Source organism: Chryseobacterium sp. ON_d1, from assembly GCF_006829085.1.
Taxonomy (GTDB): Bacteria; Bacteroidota; Bacteroidia; order Flavobacteriales; family Weeksellaceae; genus Chryseobacterium.
In genome coordinates this window covers 99,318-118,394 of sequence record NZ_BJTC01000017.1, presented here as the reverse complement: position 1 = coordinate 118,394, position 19,077 = coordinate 99,318, and the positions used below count along the sequence as shown (strand labels likewise).

The window sequence follows — 19,077 nt, the reverse complement described above, 5'->3', positions numbered from 1 at the left end:
GCGGTGGGGCTCACCTGTTCCCATTCCGAACACAGAAGTTAAGCCCACCAGCGCCGATGGTACTGCTAACGCGGGAGAGTAGGCCGCCGCCAGTTTTTATTTTATTTTTAAAAATCCTTTATCGTCATGATAAAGGATTTTTTGTTTTATACCCATCCCAATCCTATACTTATACCATCCCTATACATCTCCATCTCATCTAAAGCAAACAGAAACAATGAGTAATGAGTAATAAATGATGATTGATCAATGATAACAATACATCGATTACTGATCTTTCATCACTGATCAATCATCAATTATCATTCATCCCCTAGCCCCGATAGGAATGGTTACCCCACAGCAGGAGGTGGAAGCACTGGGATTAGCAAGGAAAATAAGCCCTGGCGCGAGGAGTAGGAATGGATAGCGGGAGAATGCTCCTTATTCAAAGATTTCTGTACAATCGCCGTCTTATCATTCCATAAGAATCTTAAGCCAGACAGAGAATGTATAGTTTGTACTATTTTGTCATTATGGCTTTTATTCAAATATAAGGGATTTTTTATTTTTTTATTCTAAAATTATGTAACTTAGTAATATCAAAATGATTACGAATCTAAAAATATAAAATATGAAAAAACATTTATTCCCTTTGTTTTTACTGTTATTAGGTGTAAATGCACAGGCTCAGCAGGATTTTTTTGCAATTACAGGAAAAGATACTCAAAGTATTACTTTCAATGATTTCCGTGCAATTGATGCGAGTAATGGAACCTCAGGTGAAAAGATTTTCACAGTAGATTCTTCAGTAAAAGTATTTTCACAGGCCAGAAAAGGCGTTGTAGCAGAAGACAAAAATTCTTACAGTAACTCTCAGGCAGTGACTTTAGCCGCTCTTGCATATGATTCTTCGAATAACAATCTGCTGTATATGCCTATGTTTTCTTCGAATATCTATGTTTTGAATCCAAAAACAAAAGAAATCACTTTAGTAGAAAATAGTGTTGCAAGAGTAACTTCATGTGATATTAATTCTCATATCACGAGAATGGCAACAGGATATAACGGTAATGTCTATGCTGTGAATAATGCAGGAACCCAGTTTTTGGAAATCAGCAAAAAAGATGGGCAATATGTAGTGAGTGATCTGGGAATCATTAAAGATGATGCTTCTAATGGACGAAATTCATTTACAGCTATGGAAACTGGTTTTGGAGGAGATATGATTGCTGATGCAGATAACAACTTCTATGTTTTTGCAGCTTCAGGAAATGTTTTCAAAATTCTGACAAAAGATTTAAAGGCTCAATTCATAGGTAAAATTTCAGGTATTCCGGATAACTATTCTGTGAACGGATCAGCTGTCAATGCACAGGGAAAAATTGTAATAGCCAGTGCAAAAGGAGGAGCTTTGTATGAGGTAAATCTGGCAACATTACAAGCTAAACCACTTCAGGGAGAACAGGGGCTGCATATTTATGATTTGGCCAGTAAATATTTTGTGAATGATAAATCATCAACAGTAAACAATTTTACAGCTGATCTTGATATTTACCCAACAAGAGTTGATGAACACTATATTAATGTTCATGGTAATAACAAAATAAAAGGTACTGTTAGACTGAACATATTTGATATGTCAGGTAAAAATGTAATGACTCAGAATTTGTCTGTCAACGAGGGTTCATTAGACGAAAAAGTATATCTTAAAGGACTGCTGACAGGTGCTTATATTGTTAATATTACTAATAGCTCAGGAAAAGCAGTATTTAATAAAAAGATTCTTGTAACCAAATAACAGGATATTATAAATCAGTATATAAAGACCTTTTCAGTTTATTTTGAGAAGGTCTTTTAATGATTATTTGATATTTAATAAGTTTTATTTTTCGATATTAAAATGTACTTTTATAAAAAAATATAGATGAAACTATACTTTAATGTTGGATATATTGTAAAGGCCGGAGAAAGCCTGCAGCTGGTATTTGGTGAAGATGAGAATGCCTTACATATCCACACTATGTTTTATGCAGAAAATGGGCTATGGAAATGCGAAGTGGACTATTTCTCAAAATCCATTTCTTATCAATACCGGGTGGTAAATGAAAAAGGAAATGTTTTAAGGGAAGAATTTGTTCCGCATCATTTAAGTTTTCCACATAATTATAAGGAGTTTATCATTTTTGACGAATGGAATAATAAAAATTTTCCTGAAAATTATTTAAATAATAAAATTCTTTATAACAAGCTGCATGATTTCGTTCCTGAAAAAATAACGGTTTTAAAAAAACATACTCACTTATTCAGAATAGAAGCCCCTATTTATAATCCGGACTGGAGGATTGTTCTTTTTGGAAATACCGCATCTCTGGGAAACTGGAGCTATGACAAGGTTATTCACCTGCAGCAGACAGATTTTGGAATGTGGGAAGCGTCTGTTGAAATTCCTGAAAATGAATATATCCAATTTAAATACTGTATTTACGATACAAAAGAAAATAAGGTTATAGATGTAGAAACCGGCGAAAATAGATTTACGGTGGCGAATCCTTTGAATGACGTGCTGCAGATTGTTTCCAATCATTATTTCAGGTTTAAAGGATATCAGATGTATCATGATGCCGGGGTTGCGGTTCCGGTATTCTCTTTGAGAAGTGAAGATGGATTCGGAGTCGGGGAATTTGCAGACTTGAAAAAACTGGCAGATTGGACGAAAGAAACCAATCTTGGTATTATTCAGATTCTTCCGATCAATGATACAACAGCCAACTATTCCTGGACTGATTCCTACCCATACGCGGCAGTGTCTGTTTATGCTTTACATCCACAATATATCTCATTAGAAAAACTTGATTATTCTTTACCGAAAGAATTAGTTGATGAGTATCTTTCTGAAAAAGAACGGTTAAATGCTTTGGATCTGATCGATTATGAAAAGGTAATCGAAGGCAAATGGAAATATATTACGGCTGTTTTCAATGCTGAAAAAGATAAAATTTATAAGGACAGAAACTTCAAAAAATTCATTAAGGATAATGAATACTGGCTGGTCCCCTATTCGGCATTCTGTGTTTTAAGGGATAAATATAAGACACCCAATTTCAACGAGTGGAAAACCCACAAAAAATATATTGCCGGAAAGATATCTCAGTTTTTTACAACAAAAAGTAAAGATTATGATAGCTCAATGCTTCATGCATGGGTGCAATATCAGTTGCATGTACAGCTGAAAGATGCTGTTGATTATACCCATAACCTGGGAGTTTCGTTGAAAGGAGATCTTCCTATTGGTATCTACAGATATTCCGTAGAAGCATGGGCAGAACCGGAATTATTCGGGATGGATTTTCAGGCGGGAGCACCACCGGATCAGTTTACAGAACTGGGGCAAAACTGGGAATTCCCGACTTACAATTGGGAAGCTATGAAAGCGGACGACTACAGATGGTGGAAAAACAGGTTCAAAGCATTGGAGCAATATTTTGATGCCATGAGAATCGATCATATTTTAGGTTTCTTCAGAATATGGAGAATGCCGATTTCTGCTGTACAAGGGATTTTGGGATATTTTTATCCAGCTGTTCCTATCGTTGCAGATGAATTTAAGGCCTGGCAGATTCCATTCAGTTTCGACAGGTATTGCAAGCCTTTCATCAATAATCAGATCCTGTGGGATTATTTTGGGGAAGAAAGTGAAAAAGCCCTTGAGTTGATGATCCGTAATGAAGATAGCACTTATAATTTTAAAGAAGAATTTGATACCCAGAGAAAGCTGGTGAATTTCTTTAAGAAAAAATCATATGGACCACTGGAAGAAAAACTGATTTCTCTATGTGCCAATGTTTTGTTCTTACCAGAGGAAAGAAATGGAAAAACGGTTTATCATCCAAGGTTCAATGTATATAACACGGAATCTTATAAATATCTTCCGGAATCTGAACAGAAAAGCATTTATGATTTGTACCATGATTACTTCTTCAGAAGACAAGATCATTTGTGGTATGAAAAAGCTATGGAAAAACTGCCGGTTATTCTGAATGCTACTAAAATGCTGATCTGTGGTGAAGACCTGGGAATGGTTCCTGCCTGTGTACCTGTTGTAATGGATGAATTGGCCATTATAGCTCTTAAAGTACAAAGAATGCCTGCCGAAAATATCCCTTTCTATAATCCTAAGTACGCCAATTATATGAACGTGGTGACAGCTTCTTCCCATGACAGCTCAACCTTAAGACAATGGTGGAAAGAAGATCGGATACTTACACAAAGATATTATAATGAACAGCTGATACAGTATGGAAAAGCTCCCGAAGACCTGACTCCTTATCTTGCAGAAATTATGATGAAGCAGCATCTGTATAATGAGGCGATGCTTGCCATTTTCCCGATCCAGGAGTTCCTGGCTACAGATGCAGAACTTACAAATCCTAAAATTGATAATGAAAGAATTAATAACCCTGCGGTTTTCCCCCATTACTGGCGTTACAGAATGCATTTAAAACTGGAAGATCTGAAAGAAAGGAAATCTTTCAATAAAAAAATTGCTCATTGGGTAAAAGATAGCGGAAGAATGTAAATTTAACAATTGATTATCAGTTAGTTAATAATATTTTAAAAGAAGTTTGATCTTAGGATTTAACTTCTTTTTTTTATTTGTATCAAAGAAATAGAATTAAGATATTCTGCTATATATTAACCAATTAACGACTATAGAGATGAAAAAAATATTTTTGGGATTAGCTTTTGGGCTGGGCGTTTTGACGTCAGCTCAGCAATATCCGAACAATGGTTGGGGAGATGATGGTTATTATCAGAATGATGGAGGCTATTACAGCGATGAAGATGACAGGAATTATTTCCCTGACGATTATTACTACAATTATCCTCAGGATTATTATCCAAGTGATTATTATCAAAGTTATTATAACGATTATAGAAATAGTATCATTAATATTGACTGGAACGGATTTTTTGTACAGAACAGACTAAACCGCTGGCAGGTAGACCAGATCATAAGACTTAATAATCTATACGCAAGTTTTAGCGTTTGGAATAATTTCTACCGATACAATCCGGACAGATGGTATTATGACAGGTTTTATGCATTAGAAAGGATATTAGGGCCAAGAGTATTTGTTGTTTTCCAGAATAACTATTACAGAGGCTACAGTCCGATTGTATATTTCCAGAACTATAGAAGAACGTATTACGTACCAAGATATGCTGTAATGCCAAGATATAGAAATGTCAATATCAATATTTACAGGGTAGACAGATCAAGATTCCGCAGAATGGATAATCCTACCTTTGATATTATCAGAAGAGACAACAGAGCAGATAACGGTTTCAGGAATACCAGAACCAATGGAAATTCCGGCAGCTTCCGTGACAACAATAACAGCGGCTTCAGAAATAGCAATGGAGGAGGCTTCAGAGGAAATTCTGATAATGGAGGAAATAGAAACAATGCTGAGAATAATGGCGGTTTCAGAAACAGTAATGGAGGAGGCTTCAGAGGAAATTCTGATAACGGTGGCTTCAGAAACAGCAATGGAGGTGGTTTCAGAGGAAACAGTGAAGTAAGGAGAGAAGCTCCTAAAAGAGAAGATAATGGCGGCTTCAGAGGAAATAATGGAGGAGGCTTCAGACAAAGATCTGAAAACTCTGCCCCAAGACAAGAAAACCGTGGTGGCGGTGGCGGCTTTAGAGGCAGTTTAGTAAGGAATTAATTTTCATATATTATATTTAAGTGGTGTGAAGGGCAGGTTTTTATAATCTGTCCTTTTTTTTGTTGTTGCGTTGTTTTATTTTTGTTAAAATTTAACATTATTTATGAATTTGTTAATTTAACTTGTGTTTTAATTCGTAATCAAAAAGATATATAACAATTAATTAAATTTTAAAAAGATGAAAAAATTAGTTTTAGCAATAGCATTTATCGGAATGGGAAGTTTTGCCATGGCACAACAAACTATAACTCCACAGGACAGGCAGGCAAGAGCAGCTGAAATGAAGCAGAGAATGGAGCAAAAACAACAGGAGCATTTAGATCAGATGCAAAAGGACCTTAATCTTAATGCTTCTCAGGTAGCTCAGATAAAGGTGCTTCAGGATAAAAGAAAAGCGGAAATGAAGGCAGAGTTTGAAAAAAATAAAATGGACAGACAGGCTAAGATGCAGGAGATGCAGGCCAAAAGAACACAAATGGATGCTGATATGAAAAAAATCCTTACTCCTGATCAATATGATAAATGGCAGGCTGACAGAAAAGCAAAAGCAGAGAAAATGAAAATGGCAATGAAAGAAAGAAGAATGATGAAAAAGCCTATGAATACAGGAACTGCTGAAGTAAAATAACAGTTTGTAATTTTAGTTTTTTAATGTGTTAAGGATGGATGTTTTTCCATCCTTTTTGCATTAATTTTATTTAAAACTTTTGATTTCGGGCTTTTATTCCCTATTTTTGACTGTAAATTTAATACTTATGGTTAGCGAAAAAATTGCAAAATTAATTAACGAACAAATAGCCCACGAACAATATGCCGCTCAATATTATCTTTCAATGTCTGCTTGGTTTTCAGGAAAAGATCTTGATGGAATTGCCAATTATTTCAGAGTACAGAGCAAAGAAGAATTGATGCATGCAGACAAGATGTTTGATTATTTGAATGATGTAGGCGGGGAAATTATCATTGGAGAAATTCCAAAACCTCCACATGAGTTCGAAAATGCAACTGATATTTTTGAAAAAGCATTGGCACATGAGAAAATTGTAACTAAAAGTATTTTCAATATTGTAAAGAATGCTAACGAAGAAGGAGATTTTGCAACTACATCCTTCCTGCAGTGGTTTATCAACGAACAGGTAGAGGAAGAGGCCAGTGCTTCTCAGTATGTTACAAAAATTAAAATGGTCTGCGATAATCCATCAGCATTGTACCTTTTTGATCAGGAATTGTCTCAGAGAGTATTCACTCCTGATACAACTGCTTAAGATGAAAAGCTTTTCAAATATAAAGCCGCTATCCAAAAAGAGTAGCGGTTTTTATTTTATCATAATCAGTAATCATCAGAAGCCTGAATTGGTAAACTATCAGTAAGAATTATTTTTGGAGATTCTGTCTCTGGATTTTAATGGCAGTAATAAAAACAAATGCTCCTAATACAAAACTTAAAAATAAAGATTTCACAAGGTTTTCTGTAGGCATATATGGATGTCCATCTTCTGTAACCGGAGGATCTAAGCAATCCATAATATTAAAAGTGATCACCGTAGAAATAGACATTACGATCAAACTTATTGCGAAGGAAATTAGATATATTTTCATGGTCAGTTGTGTTCAAAATATAATCAAAAACTATATTTAATTCATGCTTAATAAAAATAATAAAACCTTTTTTATTTTGGTGTATTTTTTACAAGAATTATCATAACCTTTTTGGCTAAGCATTTATAGATAAATAATCTGTGTCTTTATAACCTTTTTACCCAGTCGCTCAAGTATATTCTTGTAACCTTCCACCTGTGCTTCATCCTTTGCCTTTGGTTCTCCGGTTTTAAAATCAACAATAATATATCCTTCATTTCCCTTTAAAATACGGTCTGGCCTGAATATATGACTTTCTCCATTTTCAGAGATCATAATATCTTTTTCGTTGATTACTTCCCATTTTTCATCAAAATATTCTGCATACGTATTGACGATTTCCTGCAATGTGTACTGTATTTCTTTTTTTTCCTCCAGCGTAATCTGTCCTTCCAAAGCATATCCTTCCAATACCTTGGTTATATCCTTTTCAGTATTGATCTTTGATAAAAGCTCATGGACAAAAAGCCCGATTCTTACCTTCTCATTGCGTACCTGATAATTCTTGGATGGTGTAGCAATTCTGATGGATGTGCTTTTTTCATTAACATTCTTCAGGTTCTGAATATTCTGAGTTTTAAAAGAGGAGCTTTTATCCTTGGAATGTTTCTTCAGCATTTCCGGATGTACAGGATACAGATCAAACTCATCTGCCTGTTCCTGGTTTTTTGTCTGGAGGAAATCCAGAAGCTCGAGGTTATTTGATGTCTTATTTGGTTTCTGAAGATAGAAAAATAACTGCTCAACAGGTCTTGTCGTCGCAACGTACTGCAGACATAATCTGTCAATCAGATTTTTATAAGCATTTTTACTGTTAAAAAAAAGAATCTCATCATCGTAAGCTTCAAGATTTTTACTGAACTGGTTAATGTTTACTGATTTCAGGGCATCATTTTCATTCGTGTCAAACCAGTTGGTAAATTCGCTGTCCCGGTTTTTGTTCATCATTGGAATAAAAACAATAGGAAACTCCAGTCCTTTAGATTTGTGAATCGTCATGATCTGGATAGCATCAATATTTTCCGAAGCCTGAATGGTGTATGAAGATGCCTCTTCATCCCAGTATTTCAAAAACTCTTTGGTACTGGCACCGGCATTCTGTGTAAAATTGAAAAGCATTTCCAGGAAGTTCAATAAGAAATCAGTCTCTTTGTTTTCAACAGAAAATTCATTGATGTAGTATTCAATGAAATTATACAGGTTAAATCTCGGAAAATTGTCCTGTTTAAGCTGGAGCGAATACTTCTGCTGAATGAACTCAAGTATTTCTTCATGGCTTTCAATGTCCAGAATTTCTTTCATTTCCAAAGTAAAATCCGGCATATGGATTTTTCCCAGTGTATTCAGATGATACATCATCATGATCAGGCAAGGCTTATTTTTAGGATTGATTTCCCATCGCAAAAATTCAATGACAGCTTTTAAAGTATTGGAAAGTTCCAGGGTAAGGCCTTTATCCGAGATTGTTTTGATATTAGTTTCTTCTCCTTTATAGTTAACTTTTAAACCTCCGAGTTTCTGGGAGTAGCTGAAAATATCAAAATTTCCGCGGCAAAGAATCGTAATATCAGAGAATTTGAAACCGTTATCCAGGCATTCCTGAATATCTTTCTGCATGCTTTCAGAAGTGTCAGTATAAAACTCTTCATTTGTAAGATTTTCGATCAGATTTACCTTTACGCGTCCATCAATCTTTGACTTGGGGCTTTGTTCAGCATCTGCCCCGAAGATATTCTTATGTTCTTCCAGCAGCCCTTCAGAATGAAAACGGTAGAGCTCATTATTGAACTGTACAATATTCCTGGCGCTTCTCCAGTTATCTTTCAGTACAAGAAGATCTGCTTCTTTAGGTGAAAACTCTTTTTTGTTGATAATGTCAAGCATAAGCTTGCTTTCACCACCACGGAAGCGGTAAATACTCTGCTTGGGATCACCCACCAATGTAAAAGAGGTATGTTCTGTGGAAACACTGTGATCTCTCAGCGGGACAAAATTCTGCCACTGAAGCTCTGAAGTATCCTGAAATTCATCAAAAAAATAATGCTGAAACTGTGAACCTACTTTTTCATAAATAAACGCAGATGGTTCATTTTTAAGATTTTCATTAATCAGAATATTAAACTTGGAAAGAAGAACCAGGTCATTTTCCTCTTCAATTTTTTGAAGCTCGTCCTGAATATCCTTATTTACCTTTAAGGGAAGAAGTGCAGATAAAACTTTCTCTTTCTTTTGAGTTTCAATATACAGCAGGATAAGTTTCATTCTGTTTTCCAGCAGCTGATCAAGAATTTCAAAAATCTCAGATTCCTTATGCTTTGATTTTGATGATGCTCCTTTTCTGTAATTGTTGATCACAGATTCTTCCAAAGTAGTAGGAAAAGGGAAGGCGGTTCGTTTCTGCTGATAAAAATCAATGACTTTGGTAAAGAAACCTCCGATTCCGTTTTTACCCTGGGCAAAATCTTCAATCTCTATATTTCTTGATTTGAATAACTCTATAGAGCTTAGAGCAAGTTCTGCAGACTGTTTTTTGTTCAGCACAATCTCTTTACGGAGTGCATTTTTTATATTTTCGTAATTGGTGTCATCAAAGCTTTTATTACTTTTCAAATGTTCATAATGAATATCCTTCACAAATTCTTTTGCTGAATCATAAAGGTTTTTGTTAAGATTGATTCTTTCATTATTTTCAAGACTGTAATCTACATAATCCATGAAAGAATGGGAAATCTTTTCATTTTCACCAATCTGATCCAGCATTTTATCCACAGCTTCTATCAAAAAAGGTTCAGCTTCAATTTCGAGATTAAAATTTTTGGCCAGCCCCAGCTCGTAAGAAAAACTTCTTACCAGTCTTGAATTAAAGCGGTCAATTGTCCCTATATTCAGTGTGGAATAATTGTGGAGAACGTAATCCAGTAATTTTTTAGAACGTAGGTGAAGATCGTCAATTGTAATTTTTAAGCCCTGTTCTTCAAACGCCTTCTGGATATTTTTCAGATCCGGATTTTCAGCATAATTTTTAGCTGAAAAATTTCCCAGCCAGGATAAAATTCTTTCCTTCATTTCGTTGGCCGCCTTATTAGTAAAGGTCAGTGCAAGGATATTCCTGATCGATTGCTGCTGATTAGGATATCGGAGGCAGATCATCAAAAGCCTTTGTACCAGGGCATACGTTTTCCCGGATCCGGCAGAAGCATTGATGACTGTGTAAGAATTTTGCATTGTTGAAAGAGAATTGAGACTGCAAGTTAGCTAAAATTTAAAATAAACTTTAACAATTTGATTTAGCTATTTAACAGTTCATAAGGCAAAAATCAAAAAGAAATATTAAAACACGTTAACTGTGGTTAAACTTATGGTATAAATTAAAAATAATTTTAGCTTTGCTTTATAAAAAACGGCCCGTGAAACTCAAACTATTCTTTTTCTTATCCTTTGTTCTTTCTATTCATATTCATGCCCAAAGTTATATATTCGGGAAAATTACTTCTGAAGATGGTGCTGAAATGCAGGATGTGAACGTTATTAATATCAGAACTGATGAGATTGTAGTTTCAAACAAAGACGGCCATTTTATGATTTCCGGAAGAAAGGGAGATGAATTACGTTTTATAAAAGCCGGTTATGAGCGCCTCACAAAAAAAGTTTCTCAGGAAAATACCCAGTCTCCAATGAACATCAGCCTTGTACGGCAAACTATTCAGATCCCGGAAGTTGAAGTAAAACAAGGTCTTACCGGAAACCTGAAAATAGATTCAAAACTCTATAATAAACCCCAAAAGGTTGACAAACTGACCAAAGAAATTGACCGGTATATTTCCCAGAAATCAGATCCCAGAATATTGGCTGCGAAACCAGGGGAATTTGTGCAGCCGAAAGGACAGGGATTTTCCATAGGGAAAGTTAAAGATAAATGGGATGATGTAGATTTAATGAAGTACATCAGAGCAAGTTTGGGTGATGATTACTTTACCAATCTCAAAATAGAGAAACCTCTGATTGACCACTTTATTTATTATGTTTTTGCAGGAGGTTTTGAAAGGAAAAAAATACTGAAATATGGATTTTGCAGTGATGCGGATCTGAATAGGTTTCAACGTTTTGTCCTGACAAGAATTTCATCGTATCGTGCTCCACAAACTCAAAGGTAAATGGAAATGAAACGTATCAACAGGCTATTGTTTCTGGTGCTTTTTTGCATCGCTTCAGAATTGTGGGGACAGCAAAGAATATCAGGAAAGATCATCACAGGCGATGAGCAGGATTTAACTCCTGTACTTATTGTTAACATTTCGGGGAATAAGAGCATATTGAGTGATATGTCCGGAAACTTTACGATGGAAGCCCAGGAAAATGATGAGATCAGATTTGTAAAGGAAGGTTATTATCGGGTTGACAAAAAAATAGCCAGAGAGGATTTCAGGACTCCATTGAATATTATTCTGAAAAAAATAGAAATCCAGATTCCGGAAGTGAGGGTTAAATATAGACCTACTGGAAATCTCGCTAAAGATAATCAGCATTTGAATGAATCCAGAAAGCTACAGGCATTAAAGTCAGATATGGAGGAGTATATGAAGAGCCCGCTGAATCAGCCCTTACCTAGTAATGCTGTTTCCAGGACTTTTACCGGTCATGATTTCAATGCGGGGCAGGTCAATCTGTTTGGTGTATTTAATGCTGTAAAGAAATTGACAAAGCCTAAAGTCACTAAAGCTAATTATAATGAGACACAGGATTTCCTTAAAAGGGTAAGAAATGAAGTCAATCTGGATTTCCTGAGAAAATACGGAATGGATGAGGAACAGATTGATGCATTTCTTCTTTATGCTGATAAAACCCGTTCATTGGCAAAAAGATACCGTAAAGATTTTAGTATCACGACCATTGAGTATGAACTTAAAATCGCCTTTGGCGAGTACAGTAAAACGAATAAATAGTATTTACAAAAATTAAAAATTGGGTTATATCATAGAAAATAACAATTCATTTGGAATAAGAAAAATTTTTCTTTTCCTGATGCTTCTTTGCTGCACTTTCATTTTTTCCCAGCAGACTGTGACAGGACGCATAGTGGATGACAATGGAGAAAACTTGAGTAAAGTAATTGTGATCAACATGTCTACCGACAAAAAAGTATATTCTGATGCAGAAGGAATATTTTCTATTGATGCCAATCTTAATGATGAATTAAGATTCGTAAAGGAAGATTTTAACCGAACTTCAAGAAGGATTCTTACCAGTGATATCAATTTGCCGTTGTATATTGTCCTTTATCAGATTCCGAAGGACGTAGGAGAAGTAAAGATTGTTAAAAAACTGACTGGAGATCTGGAAGCGGATTCCCGGATTGTAGCCAAAGTAGATAAAGGAGAACAGGTAAGAGATGCTGTAGGTCTTCCGCAGCCAGTTGGAAAGATGAGAGAGAAACCGGCAGAAGTGAAGAGTGTCCTTTTACCGATACTTTTAGGAAACCTGAATGTTCAGGGGGTGTATGATCTGATAAGCGGTAAAGCCAAAAGACAGAAAAGACAATATAAATATGATGATCTCCAGGAGCATATTGCCTGGATTCGCAACAGGATAGATGATGAATATTTTGTCAAAGCGGGAATCCCAGCCGACAGAATTTCAGAATTTATTGAGTTTTCATTTTTAGCAAAACCTCAGGTAAGAACCTATGTGAAGGCCAGAAACCTTTCCGGCGTAATGTTGAGATTGGAAGAAACAGTGCCTCTTTTTATGGAAAGGCTGGAACAGCATGAAAAGTAATTTAAATGTTAATGAAATCTTAAAATATTGGAATGGAAATTGATACAATTTTAGGATAACAATCCAAATTCACATATTTTATGAATAAAAGCATTTTTGCAGTAGCTGTTGCAGCATTAGGTTTCGTTATCGGTCTTGGGTTTTTAGGGAATGCCATTAAGAACAGGAACAAATCTGAAAATACCATTTCTGTAACAGGATTGGGAACAAAACAATTCACTTCAGATCTGATCACCTGGTCCGGAAGTTTTTCTAAAAATAATATGGATCTGAAATCTGCTTATGATGAGCTGGCGACAGATAGAAAAGTAATCAATGACTATCTGCTTTCAAAAGGGATACAACAGAAGGAGATTGTTTTTTCTTCTGTAGATATTCAAAAACAGTTCAGAAGCTATAATGATTCAAACGGAAATTATGTACAGGGAGAATTTTCCGGCTATAATCTTACTCAAAAGGTTTCTATTGAAAGTAAAGAAGTGGGCAAAATAGAAAATCTTTCCAGAAATATTACTGAAATTATCAACCGCGGCATAGAATTCACCTCTTCGTCACCTGCCTATTTCTATACCAAGCTGACGACAGTGAAACAGGAGATGATTGCCAGTGCAACAAAAGATGCAAAAGAGCGCGCTGAAAAAATTGCAGAAAATTCAGGAAGCAGCCTGGGAAATCTGAAGAAAGCAACAATGGGAGTGATTCAGATTACAGCACCTAACTCGAATGAAGACTATTCTTATGGTGGGACTTTCAATACTTCATCCAAAGAAAAAGAGGCCAGTATTACAATCAAACTGGAGTACGAAGTAAACTAATAAGAAAAAGCCAGAAAAAGATACTATTCTGGCTTTATATTTTAATGATAAATGATATCAAGAATTTCTCTTTTAGCTTCCTCCAAATTTTCAGGAGTATAATTGGCAAGCAACCACAGATTCAGAGATTTTTTCCCTTCACCATAACTTGGCTGTACATGAGTGGTATCAATCAGACTAAAATTATTTCTCTGATAAAAAGAATAGCGTCTTGACGCATCCTCACCTGAATCAGCCGGTTCAATTTCCAGAATAATCTTTGGATAACTTTCTGATAAATGATTCATAATCGTAGATCCCAGTTTTTTACTTCTAAACCTCTCAAAAACTTCAAAATGTTCTACAAAAACAAAAGAGCTCAATTCCCACAGGATGAGATATCCTACCTCTTCAGATTCATGAATGACGGACATGAATTTTACATGAGGATTGGTAAATAATCCTAAAAAATGTTTCTGGTCTCGTTGTTCATCTGCAGGAAAAGTTGTGGTGTAAGATGTATAGATTTCCTGAACTCTGGGGTCTTCAGCAGAAGTAATTGGTAAAAATTCCATAAATTATAAATCAAAGACGCTTGGTCTTCTGGTGATGAAAATATCTTTAATCCAAAGGGTAAATGCCAATCCCAGATAGATCAGAAAGAAAAAACCGGCGGTTGCAAAAGTAGAGTAGATGAAGAAAATTCTCAATTTGGAAACAGGAATTCCCAACTTGGCCCCCATTCTTGTCAGTACGCCAAACCATTCTCTTTCCATTTTATGACGGATATTACTCAGCATTTCCAGATTGTTATTTAAAAGTTTAAATCCAATACTGCAAGGTAAGAAAATTTTTTGACAAAGATTTTGAATCATATAACCTTCAGATACAGTTATTCTTTTAAAAGCTTAAATCCGATACCACAGTCTAAACAGTTTTTGTTTTCGCACATGTTTTTATGATGATAGATCAGGCTTTGGCTTTCCAAAGCATTCTCAATGTTCAGTCCAAGTTTTTTCCAGTTTGTAGTGATGGTATTTTTTTCGGCGGAAAAGGTTCTGTACAAGTCAATAATTTCATCTGCAATCTCTTCTTTATGATATCTGCGATAAGCATATTTTAAAGGAAGAACTGTGTTCAGAATAAGAAGATCAACAAAATCTTTACTCAATGTTTTAGGCTGTAGTTTGGAAATGCTGCCAAAATTAAAATGAAAATCCCAATACGCTGAAGCTTTCACAGGTTTAAATAGGTTATATATCTGATCTGAGTTGTCAGCCTCCATAATTTTAGAAAATAAATTCTGATTTTTATAAAGATCTGCAAGCTGAGAAAATCGGATTGTAGGAAAATTGGGAGGTCTTAACCTTAGAAATTTAGGACGGAATTTCAGGTCTGAAATAGAAAATTTAGCTGTAATGAAATCAAATTCTCTTTTCCATATTTTCATCTGGCTGTCCTGTGGATTATCCAGCCATCCGGCAATTCCAAACAGTAAGGCTTCAAGCTGAACAGGATTCTGCCTTATTTTATTAATGATACTGTAATCTATACTTTCTGCAAGCTGTCTGAAAATATGGGCATTTACTTTTAATCCGAATGAATAAGCAAAGCTGTGAAATAAAACAGCCTCAAAATTATTTTTATATCGGTGTAGACTTTCTTCAAGCTCTGAAGCTTTCTCATCCAGTTTTTTCAGAATATTTTCTTCGTGGAAATTGATCGGTATTTTTCTAGGATCAAAAATATTTTCACAGGCAATGAATTTATCTCCCTTAATGATATTCTCATATTTTGCAATGATGCTTTCATCAATATAGGTCTTCAGCTCCAGAGTAGGCACATTCTTTTCGCTAAGCTCATAGATTTCAATGTCGTGCTGAAAAACAACATGAAGAATGATATTCTGATAATTGGGATCCTGGGAATGGTGGTGAAAAATCCATTCAGAAGAACGGGTATGCAGTTCTATATTACCTGCCAGCAATAATCCGCTGATCTTGATTTTAGCATCAAGAAAATCGGGGCCGGCATTTTTATTCCATTTTCCGAAGTGAATGATCTCAACGGGGTTTCCTTCAATATCCTTGAAGTTAAAATGTCTGAAAGCTTTATAGTTCCAAAGATATTGAAGTAGTTTTTCCGTCATAAGTGTGACGTAAATATAACAGAAATATTATACTTTCGTCAGCTCCTTATTAAAATTTTCTATGGTTGTTCTATACATTTTCTCATAAATAGGAAGAATGTTTTTCAAATCGAATTTTATTGCCTGATCTTTCGCATTTTGCTTCATTTTGGTTAAAAGCTCATCATTACTCAGCAATTTGATGGTGTAGTTGCTCATGGCTTCTACATTTCCGATTTCAGCAAGATATCCGGTCTCTCCCTGAATGTTTACTTCAGGAATTCCTCCTGCATTGGAACTGATTACCGGAGTATAGGCTGCCATCGCTTCCAGGGCTGCCAGTCCGAAACTCTCCTGTTCTGAAGGAAGAAGGAATACGTCAGAAAGCTGTAAGATTTTATAAAGATCATTCACCTTTCCTAAAAGACGGATTTTGGAAATAAGATCCGGATTCTCTTCCAGAAACTGATTTACTTTTTCCATATCAGGTCCTTCTCCGATAATGATCAGTTTGGATTTTACCTTTTTTTCAACATTTTTAAAGATCTGTAATACTTCATCCACACGTTTTACAGGGCGGAGGTTGGATACATGGATCAGGATTTTTTCATCGGGATTGGCGAACTGTGTTCTCTGGCATTCAGAGCAGTCATCAAATTCGGAATTGTCAATAAAATTGGTAATTACCTGAATTTCTTTTTTGATATTGAAAAACTGAAGCGTATCTTTTTTCAGACTTTCAGAAACTGATGTAATAGCATCAGACTGATTGATTGAAAATTCTACAGCATGTTTATAACTCGGGTGCTGGCCTACAAGAGTAATGTCTGTACCGTGCAGGGTAGTGACCAAAGGAATATCATTATTATCTTCCTTCAGCATTTGTTTCGCTGTAAAAGCTGCATACGCATAAGGAATGGCATAATGTGCATGAAGAAGGTCCAGTTTATAAAGATTGACAACCCTGTAGATCATGGAACTTAAAGCAATATCATAAGGCTGATACTGGAAAAGCGGATAGGTCTGAACATTGACCCTGTGAAAGAAAATATTCGGGTTGGTAATGTCTAATCTTGCAGGAAGTGCAGAACTGATGAAATGTACTTCATATCCTTTATTGGCGAGAGACATTCCTAATTCTGTTGCTACAATTCCGCTTCCTCCATAGGTAGGATAGCAAAGTATGCCTATTTTCATTAGATTATTGTTGTTTGATGTTGTATTATTTGGTATTTGCTGGGGTAATGGCATTAAGTTCTATACCCATTCCCGGCTTCAGCTGATCATTGACCAGTACCGGAAGTTTTCCCCATATTTTTGTTTTTCCGTTGAGAGCATCAGCAGTTGCGTTCATAGAATCATCATTGTTTTCATAAGAAACAAGAACTGTTGATACTCTTGAAATGTCGATATCTTTTAATGCATAAGCACTTCCGAATACATTCAGGATGACATTTTGATTTTTGGTAAGATCAGAAAGTGTTTTTTTAGATTCAGCTGAAATCTTATAAGGCTTATAAGCGGTTGAATTATCTTTATGAAGACCTACGATTACTGTAGAACCTGCCGGTATCGTGTTTATTTCCCCAGCTTTTTTGATGATAATATTATTCCCCAATCTGTTGGCAAAAGTCTGGTAAGGAGCTTCTTCCAGAGGAACATAATAAACTGGTTTACCTGAAAGAGGAAGTAATTTCTTTTCATCTTTTAATAAAGTTAATGCATTAGAATAAAGATTTTGTACCAGCTGGGTATGGGAATTGTTATTCAGGTCAGCATTGATGTTTTCCGGATTCTTTGGAGTGTATTGGGTAAGACCGAGAAAATACTTGGTCAATAAGATCTTTTTTACACTTTCCTCTACTCTGGATTGTGGGATTTCTCCTTTATCAATGGCTTTCTGAATCAGTTTTTTGCCTTCAGAAACACCCTGTGAGAAAAGCATAATGTCATTTCCTGCTTTAAAAGCCATCGCGTCCAGTTCACCAGGTTTGTATTTATTGGCTACAGCGCCCATGTTGAGAGCATCAGTAATGATTAAACCTTTAAAGCCTAATTTATCTTTAAGTAATCCGGTAATAATATTTTTAGAAACAGAAGCCGGAATTCCTTTTCCGGATTCTAAGTTTGGAACATATAAGTGGGCAACCATTACACCGCCTATTCCTTTGTTCATTAAAGCTTTGAATGGTGCCAGCTCTACTGCATTAAGCCTGTCAATGTTATGAGAAACTACAGGAAGGTCAAGATGAGAATCTGTACTCGTATCTCCGTGGCCTGGGAAATGTTTAATAGCTGCCAGTATATTGTTATCCTGAAGACCATTAGAGTAGGATAGGGCAGAATTGATCACATTATTCACTTCAGAACCAAAACTTCTGTTGCCAATGATTGGGTTATCGGGATTGGTGTTCACATCCACTACCGGGGCAAAATCCCAGTTGATCCCCATTCTGTGGCAGTCTTCAGCAATTTTTGCAGACATCTGATAGACAAGATTTTTATCCTGGATAGCACCTAATGTCATGGCCCATGGAAATTTGTGAGCGGTGGCAATTCTCTGATACAGACCCCATTCCGCATCCATACCGATCATCAGAGGAACTTTCGATTTTTGCTGAAATTCATTCACCAGACTGATTTCCCTTGCGGCATCATCCTGCATTAAGATCAAACCTCCTATTTTATCGTTAGTAACAATATTTCTTACCTGACTGATATAATCCTCTCCTTTATTGGTATACAGTGCAACAATAAAAAGCTGTCCAAGTTTTTCATCCTGAGAAAGATTTTTGTACGTTTTATCAACCCATTGCTGAGCCTTTTTCAAATCTTCCTTGGATGCATTTTTTGGCTGATACTGGGCCTTGGCCTTAGGGTTTATCAATGCAACAATAAAGAGTGAAGTATATATTAATTTCTTCATGACTTTTGAATAAGAACAAAAATACAATTAAAAAAATGATGAAAACAAAGTTTTTGAAATTTTTGGTATATGATTTGAATACGCAATATAAATAATAACTAAACT

General features: G+C 35.6%; 16 protein-coding genes and 1 rRNA gene. 10 read left to right on the top strand and 7 right to left on the bottom strand.

What is annotated here, in order from left to right; genetic code table 11:
• From rrf to CRS_RS22410, 6 genes are all read left to right on the top strand, one after another.
• Positions 1-95: ribosomal RNA gene (gene rrf / locus CRS_RS22435) — 5S ribosomal RNA — on the top strand; the annotation flags it as partial.
• Positions 96-613: 518 nt separating this feature from the next.
• On the top strand, positions 614-1,780 hold the full coding sequence (locus CRS_RS22430) for a T9SS type A sorting domain-containing protein (RefSeq protein ID WP_142726177.1): 1,167 nt from the start codon (positions 614-616) through the stop codon (positions 1,778-1,780).
• Positions 1,781-1,906: 126 nt separating this feature from the next.
• Positions 1,907-4,558 carry a 4-alpha-glucanotransferase gene (locus CRS_RS22425; RefSeq protein ID WP_142726176.1) on the top strand — a complete coding sequence of 884 codons (2,652 nt, stop codon included), beginning with the start codon at positions 1,907-1,909 and terminating at the stop codon, positions 4,556-4,558.
• Positions 4,559-4,697: 139 nt separating this feature from the next.
• On the top strand, positions 4,698-5,711 hold the full coding sequence (locus CRS_RS22420; RefSeq protein ID WP_142726175.1) for a hypothetical protein: 1,014 nt from the start codon (positions 4,698-4,700) through the stop codon (positions 5,709-5,711).
• 178 nt (positions 5,712-5,889) lie between these two features.
• On the top strand, positions 5,890-6,339 hold the full coding sequence (locus tag CRS_RS22415; RefSeq protein WP_142726174.1) for a hypothetical protein: 450 nt from the start codon (positions 5,890-5,892) through the stop codon (positions 6,337-6,339).
• Between the two features lie 127 nt (positions 6,340-6,466).
• On the top strand, positions 6,467-6,976 hold the full coding sequence (locus CRS_RS22410; RefSeq protein WP_002981834.1) for a ferritin: 510 nt from the start codon (positions 6,467-6,469) through the stop codon (positions 6,974-6,976).
• A 109-nt stretch (positions 6,977-7,085) separates the two neighbouring features.
• Here the strand turns inward: CRS_RS22410 and CRS_RS22405 are convergent, their stop codons facing one another.
• Complete coding sequence (locus CRS_RS22405) at positions 7,086-7,310, bottom strand: hypothetical protein (RefSeq protein WP_142726173.1); 225 nt, start codon at positions 7,308-7,310, stop codon at positions 7,086-7,088.
• A 123-nt stretch (positions 7,311-7,433) separates the two neighbouring features.
• Entirely contained in the window at positions 7,434-10,574 is a 3,141-nt protein-coding gene (locus CRS_RS22400) for an exodeoxyribonuclease V subunit beta (protein WP_142726172.1), read from the bottom strand.
• 182 nt (positions 10,575-10,756) lie between these two features.
• Here CRS_RS22400 and CRS_RS22395 point away from each other — a divergent pair, with 182 nt between their 5' ends.
• From CRS_RS22395 to CRS_RS22380, 4 genes are all read left to right on the top strand, one after another.
• Positions 10,757-11,503, top strand: a complete 747-nt coding sequence (locus CRS_RS22395) for a carboxypeptidase-like regulatory domain-containing protein (RefSeq protein ID WP_142726171.1) — start codon at positions 10,757-10,759, stop codon at positions 11,501-11,503.
• The gene (locus CRS_RS22390) at positions 11,504-12,292 is read left to right on the top strand and encodes a hypothetical protein (protein WP_142726170.1); all 789 of its coding nucleotides are present in this window, start codon (positions 11,504-11,506) and stop codon (positions 12,290-12,292) included.
• Positions 12,293-12,311: 19 nt separating this feature from the next.
• Complete coding sequence (locus CRS_RS22385) at positions 12,312-13,124, top strand: carboxypeptidase regulatory-like domain-containing protein (RefSeq protein ID WP_228451325.1); 813 nt, start codon at positions 12,312-12,314, stop codon at positions 13,122-13,124.
• Between the two features lie 80 nt (positions 13,125-13,204).
• Complete coding sequence (locus CRS_RS22380; RefSeq protein WP_142726169.1) at positions 13,205-13,939, top strand: SIMPL domain-containing protein; 735 nt, start codon at positions 13,205-13,207, stop codon at positions 13,937-13,939.
• A 41-nt stretch (positions 13,940-13,980) separates the two neighbouring features.
• Here CRS_RS22380 and CRS_RS22375 read toward each other — a convergent pair whose 3' ends face one another.
• From CRS_RS22375 to CRS_RS22355, 5 genes are all read right to left on the bottom strand, one after another.
• Positions 13,981-14,493 (bottom strand): GNAT family N-acetyltransferase, encoded by a 513-nt coding sequence (locus CRS_RS22375; RefSeq protein WP_142726168.1) that lies wholly within the window; start codon positions 14,491-14,493, stop codon positions 13,981-13,983.
• A 3-nt stretch (positions 14,494-14,496) separates the two neighbouring features.
• Positions 14,497-14,718 (bottom strand): PspC family transcriptional regulator, encoded by a 222-nt coding sequence (locus CRS_RS22370; protein WP_027373948.1) that lies wholly within the window; start codon positions 14,716-14,718, stop codon positions 14,497-14,499.
• Between the two features lie 92 nt (positions 14,719-14,810).
• Complete coding sequence (locus CRS_RS22365; RefSeq protein WP_142726167.1) at positions 14,811-16,067, bottom strand: DUF2851 family protein; 1,257 nt, start codon at positions 16,065-16,067, stop codon at positions 14,811-14,813.
• A gap of 27 nt (positions 16,068-16,094) precedes the next feature.
• Positions 16,095-17,243 (bottom strand): N-acetyl-alpha-D-glucosaminyl L-malate synthase BshA, encoded by a 1,149-nt coding sequence (gene bshA / locus CRS_RS22360; RefSeq protein WP_142726166.1) that lies wholly within the window; start codon positions 17,241-17,243, stop codon positions 16,095-16,097.
• A gap of 25 nt (positions 17,244-17,268) precedes the next feature.
• A complete protein-coding gene (locus tag CRS_RS22355) occupies positions 17,269-18,972 on the bottom strand; it encodes a glycoside hydrolase family 3 protein (protein WP_142726165.1) in 1,704 nt (567 codons plus the stop codon).
• Positions 18,973-19,077 lie beyond the last annotated feature (105 nt).

Excerpts from the sequence above, each read along its gene's own strand:
- CRS_RS22365 (WP_142726167.1), bottom strand. The coding sequence starts at position 16,067 with ATGACGGAAAAACTACTTCAATATCTTTGGAACTATAAAGCTTTCAGA.
- CRS_RS22405 (WP_142726173.1), bottom strand. The coding sequence starts at position 7,310 with ATGAAAATATATCTAATTTCCTTCGCAATAAGTTTGATCGTAATGTCT.
- CRS_RS22425 (WP_142726176.1), top strand. The coding sequence starts at position 1,907 with ATGAAACTATACTTTAATGTTGGATATATTGTAAAGGCCGGAGAAAGC.
- CRS_RS22430 (WP_142726177.1), top strand. The coding sequence starts at position 614 with ATGAAAAAACATTTATTCCCTTTGTTTTTACTGTTATTAGGTGTAAAT.
- CRS_RS22370 (WP_027373948.1), bottom strand. The coding sequence starts at position 14,718 with ATGCTGAGTAATATCCGTCATAAAATGGAAAGAGAATGGTTTGGCGTA.
- CRS_RS22400 (WP_142726172.1), bottom strand. The coding sequence starts at position 10,574 with ATGCAAAATTCTTACACAGTCATCAATGCTTCTGCCGGATCCGGGAAA.
- CRS_RS22355 (WP_142726165.1), bottom strand. The coding sequence starts at position 18,972 with ATGAAGAAATTAATATATACTTCACTCTTTATTGTTGCATTGATAAAC.
- CRS_RS22390 (WP_142726170.1), top strand. The coding sequence starts at position 11,504 with ATGGAAATGAAACGTATCAACAGGCTATTGTTTCTGGTGCTTTTTTGC.
- CRS_RS22420 (WP_142726175.1), top strand. The coding sequence starts at position 4,698 with ATGAAAAAAATATTTTTGGGATTAGCTTTTGGGCTGGGCGTTTTGACG.
- CRS_RS22415 (WP_142726174.1), top strand. The coding sequence starts at position 5,890 with ATGAAAAAATTAGTTTTAGCAATAGCATTTATCGGAATGGGAAGTTTT.
- bshA (WP_142726166.1), bottom strand. The coding sequence starts at position 17,243 with ATGAAAATAGGCATACTTTGCTATCCTACCTATGGAGGAAGCGGAATT.
- CRS_RS22375 (WP_142726168.1), bottom strand. The coding sequence starts at position 14,493 with ATGGAATTTTTACCAATTACTTCTGCTGAAGACCCCAGAGTTCAGGAA.
- CRS_RS22410 (WP_002981834.1), top strand. The coding sequence starts at position 6,467 with ATGGTTAGCGAAAAAATTGCAAAATTAATTAACGAACAAATAGCCCAC.
- CRS_RS22380 (WP_142726169.1), top strand. The coding sequence starts at position 13,205 with ATGAATAAAAGCATTTTTGCAGTAGCTGTTGCAGCATTAGGTTTCGTT.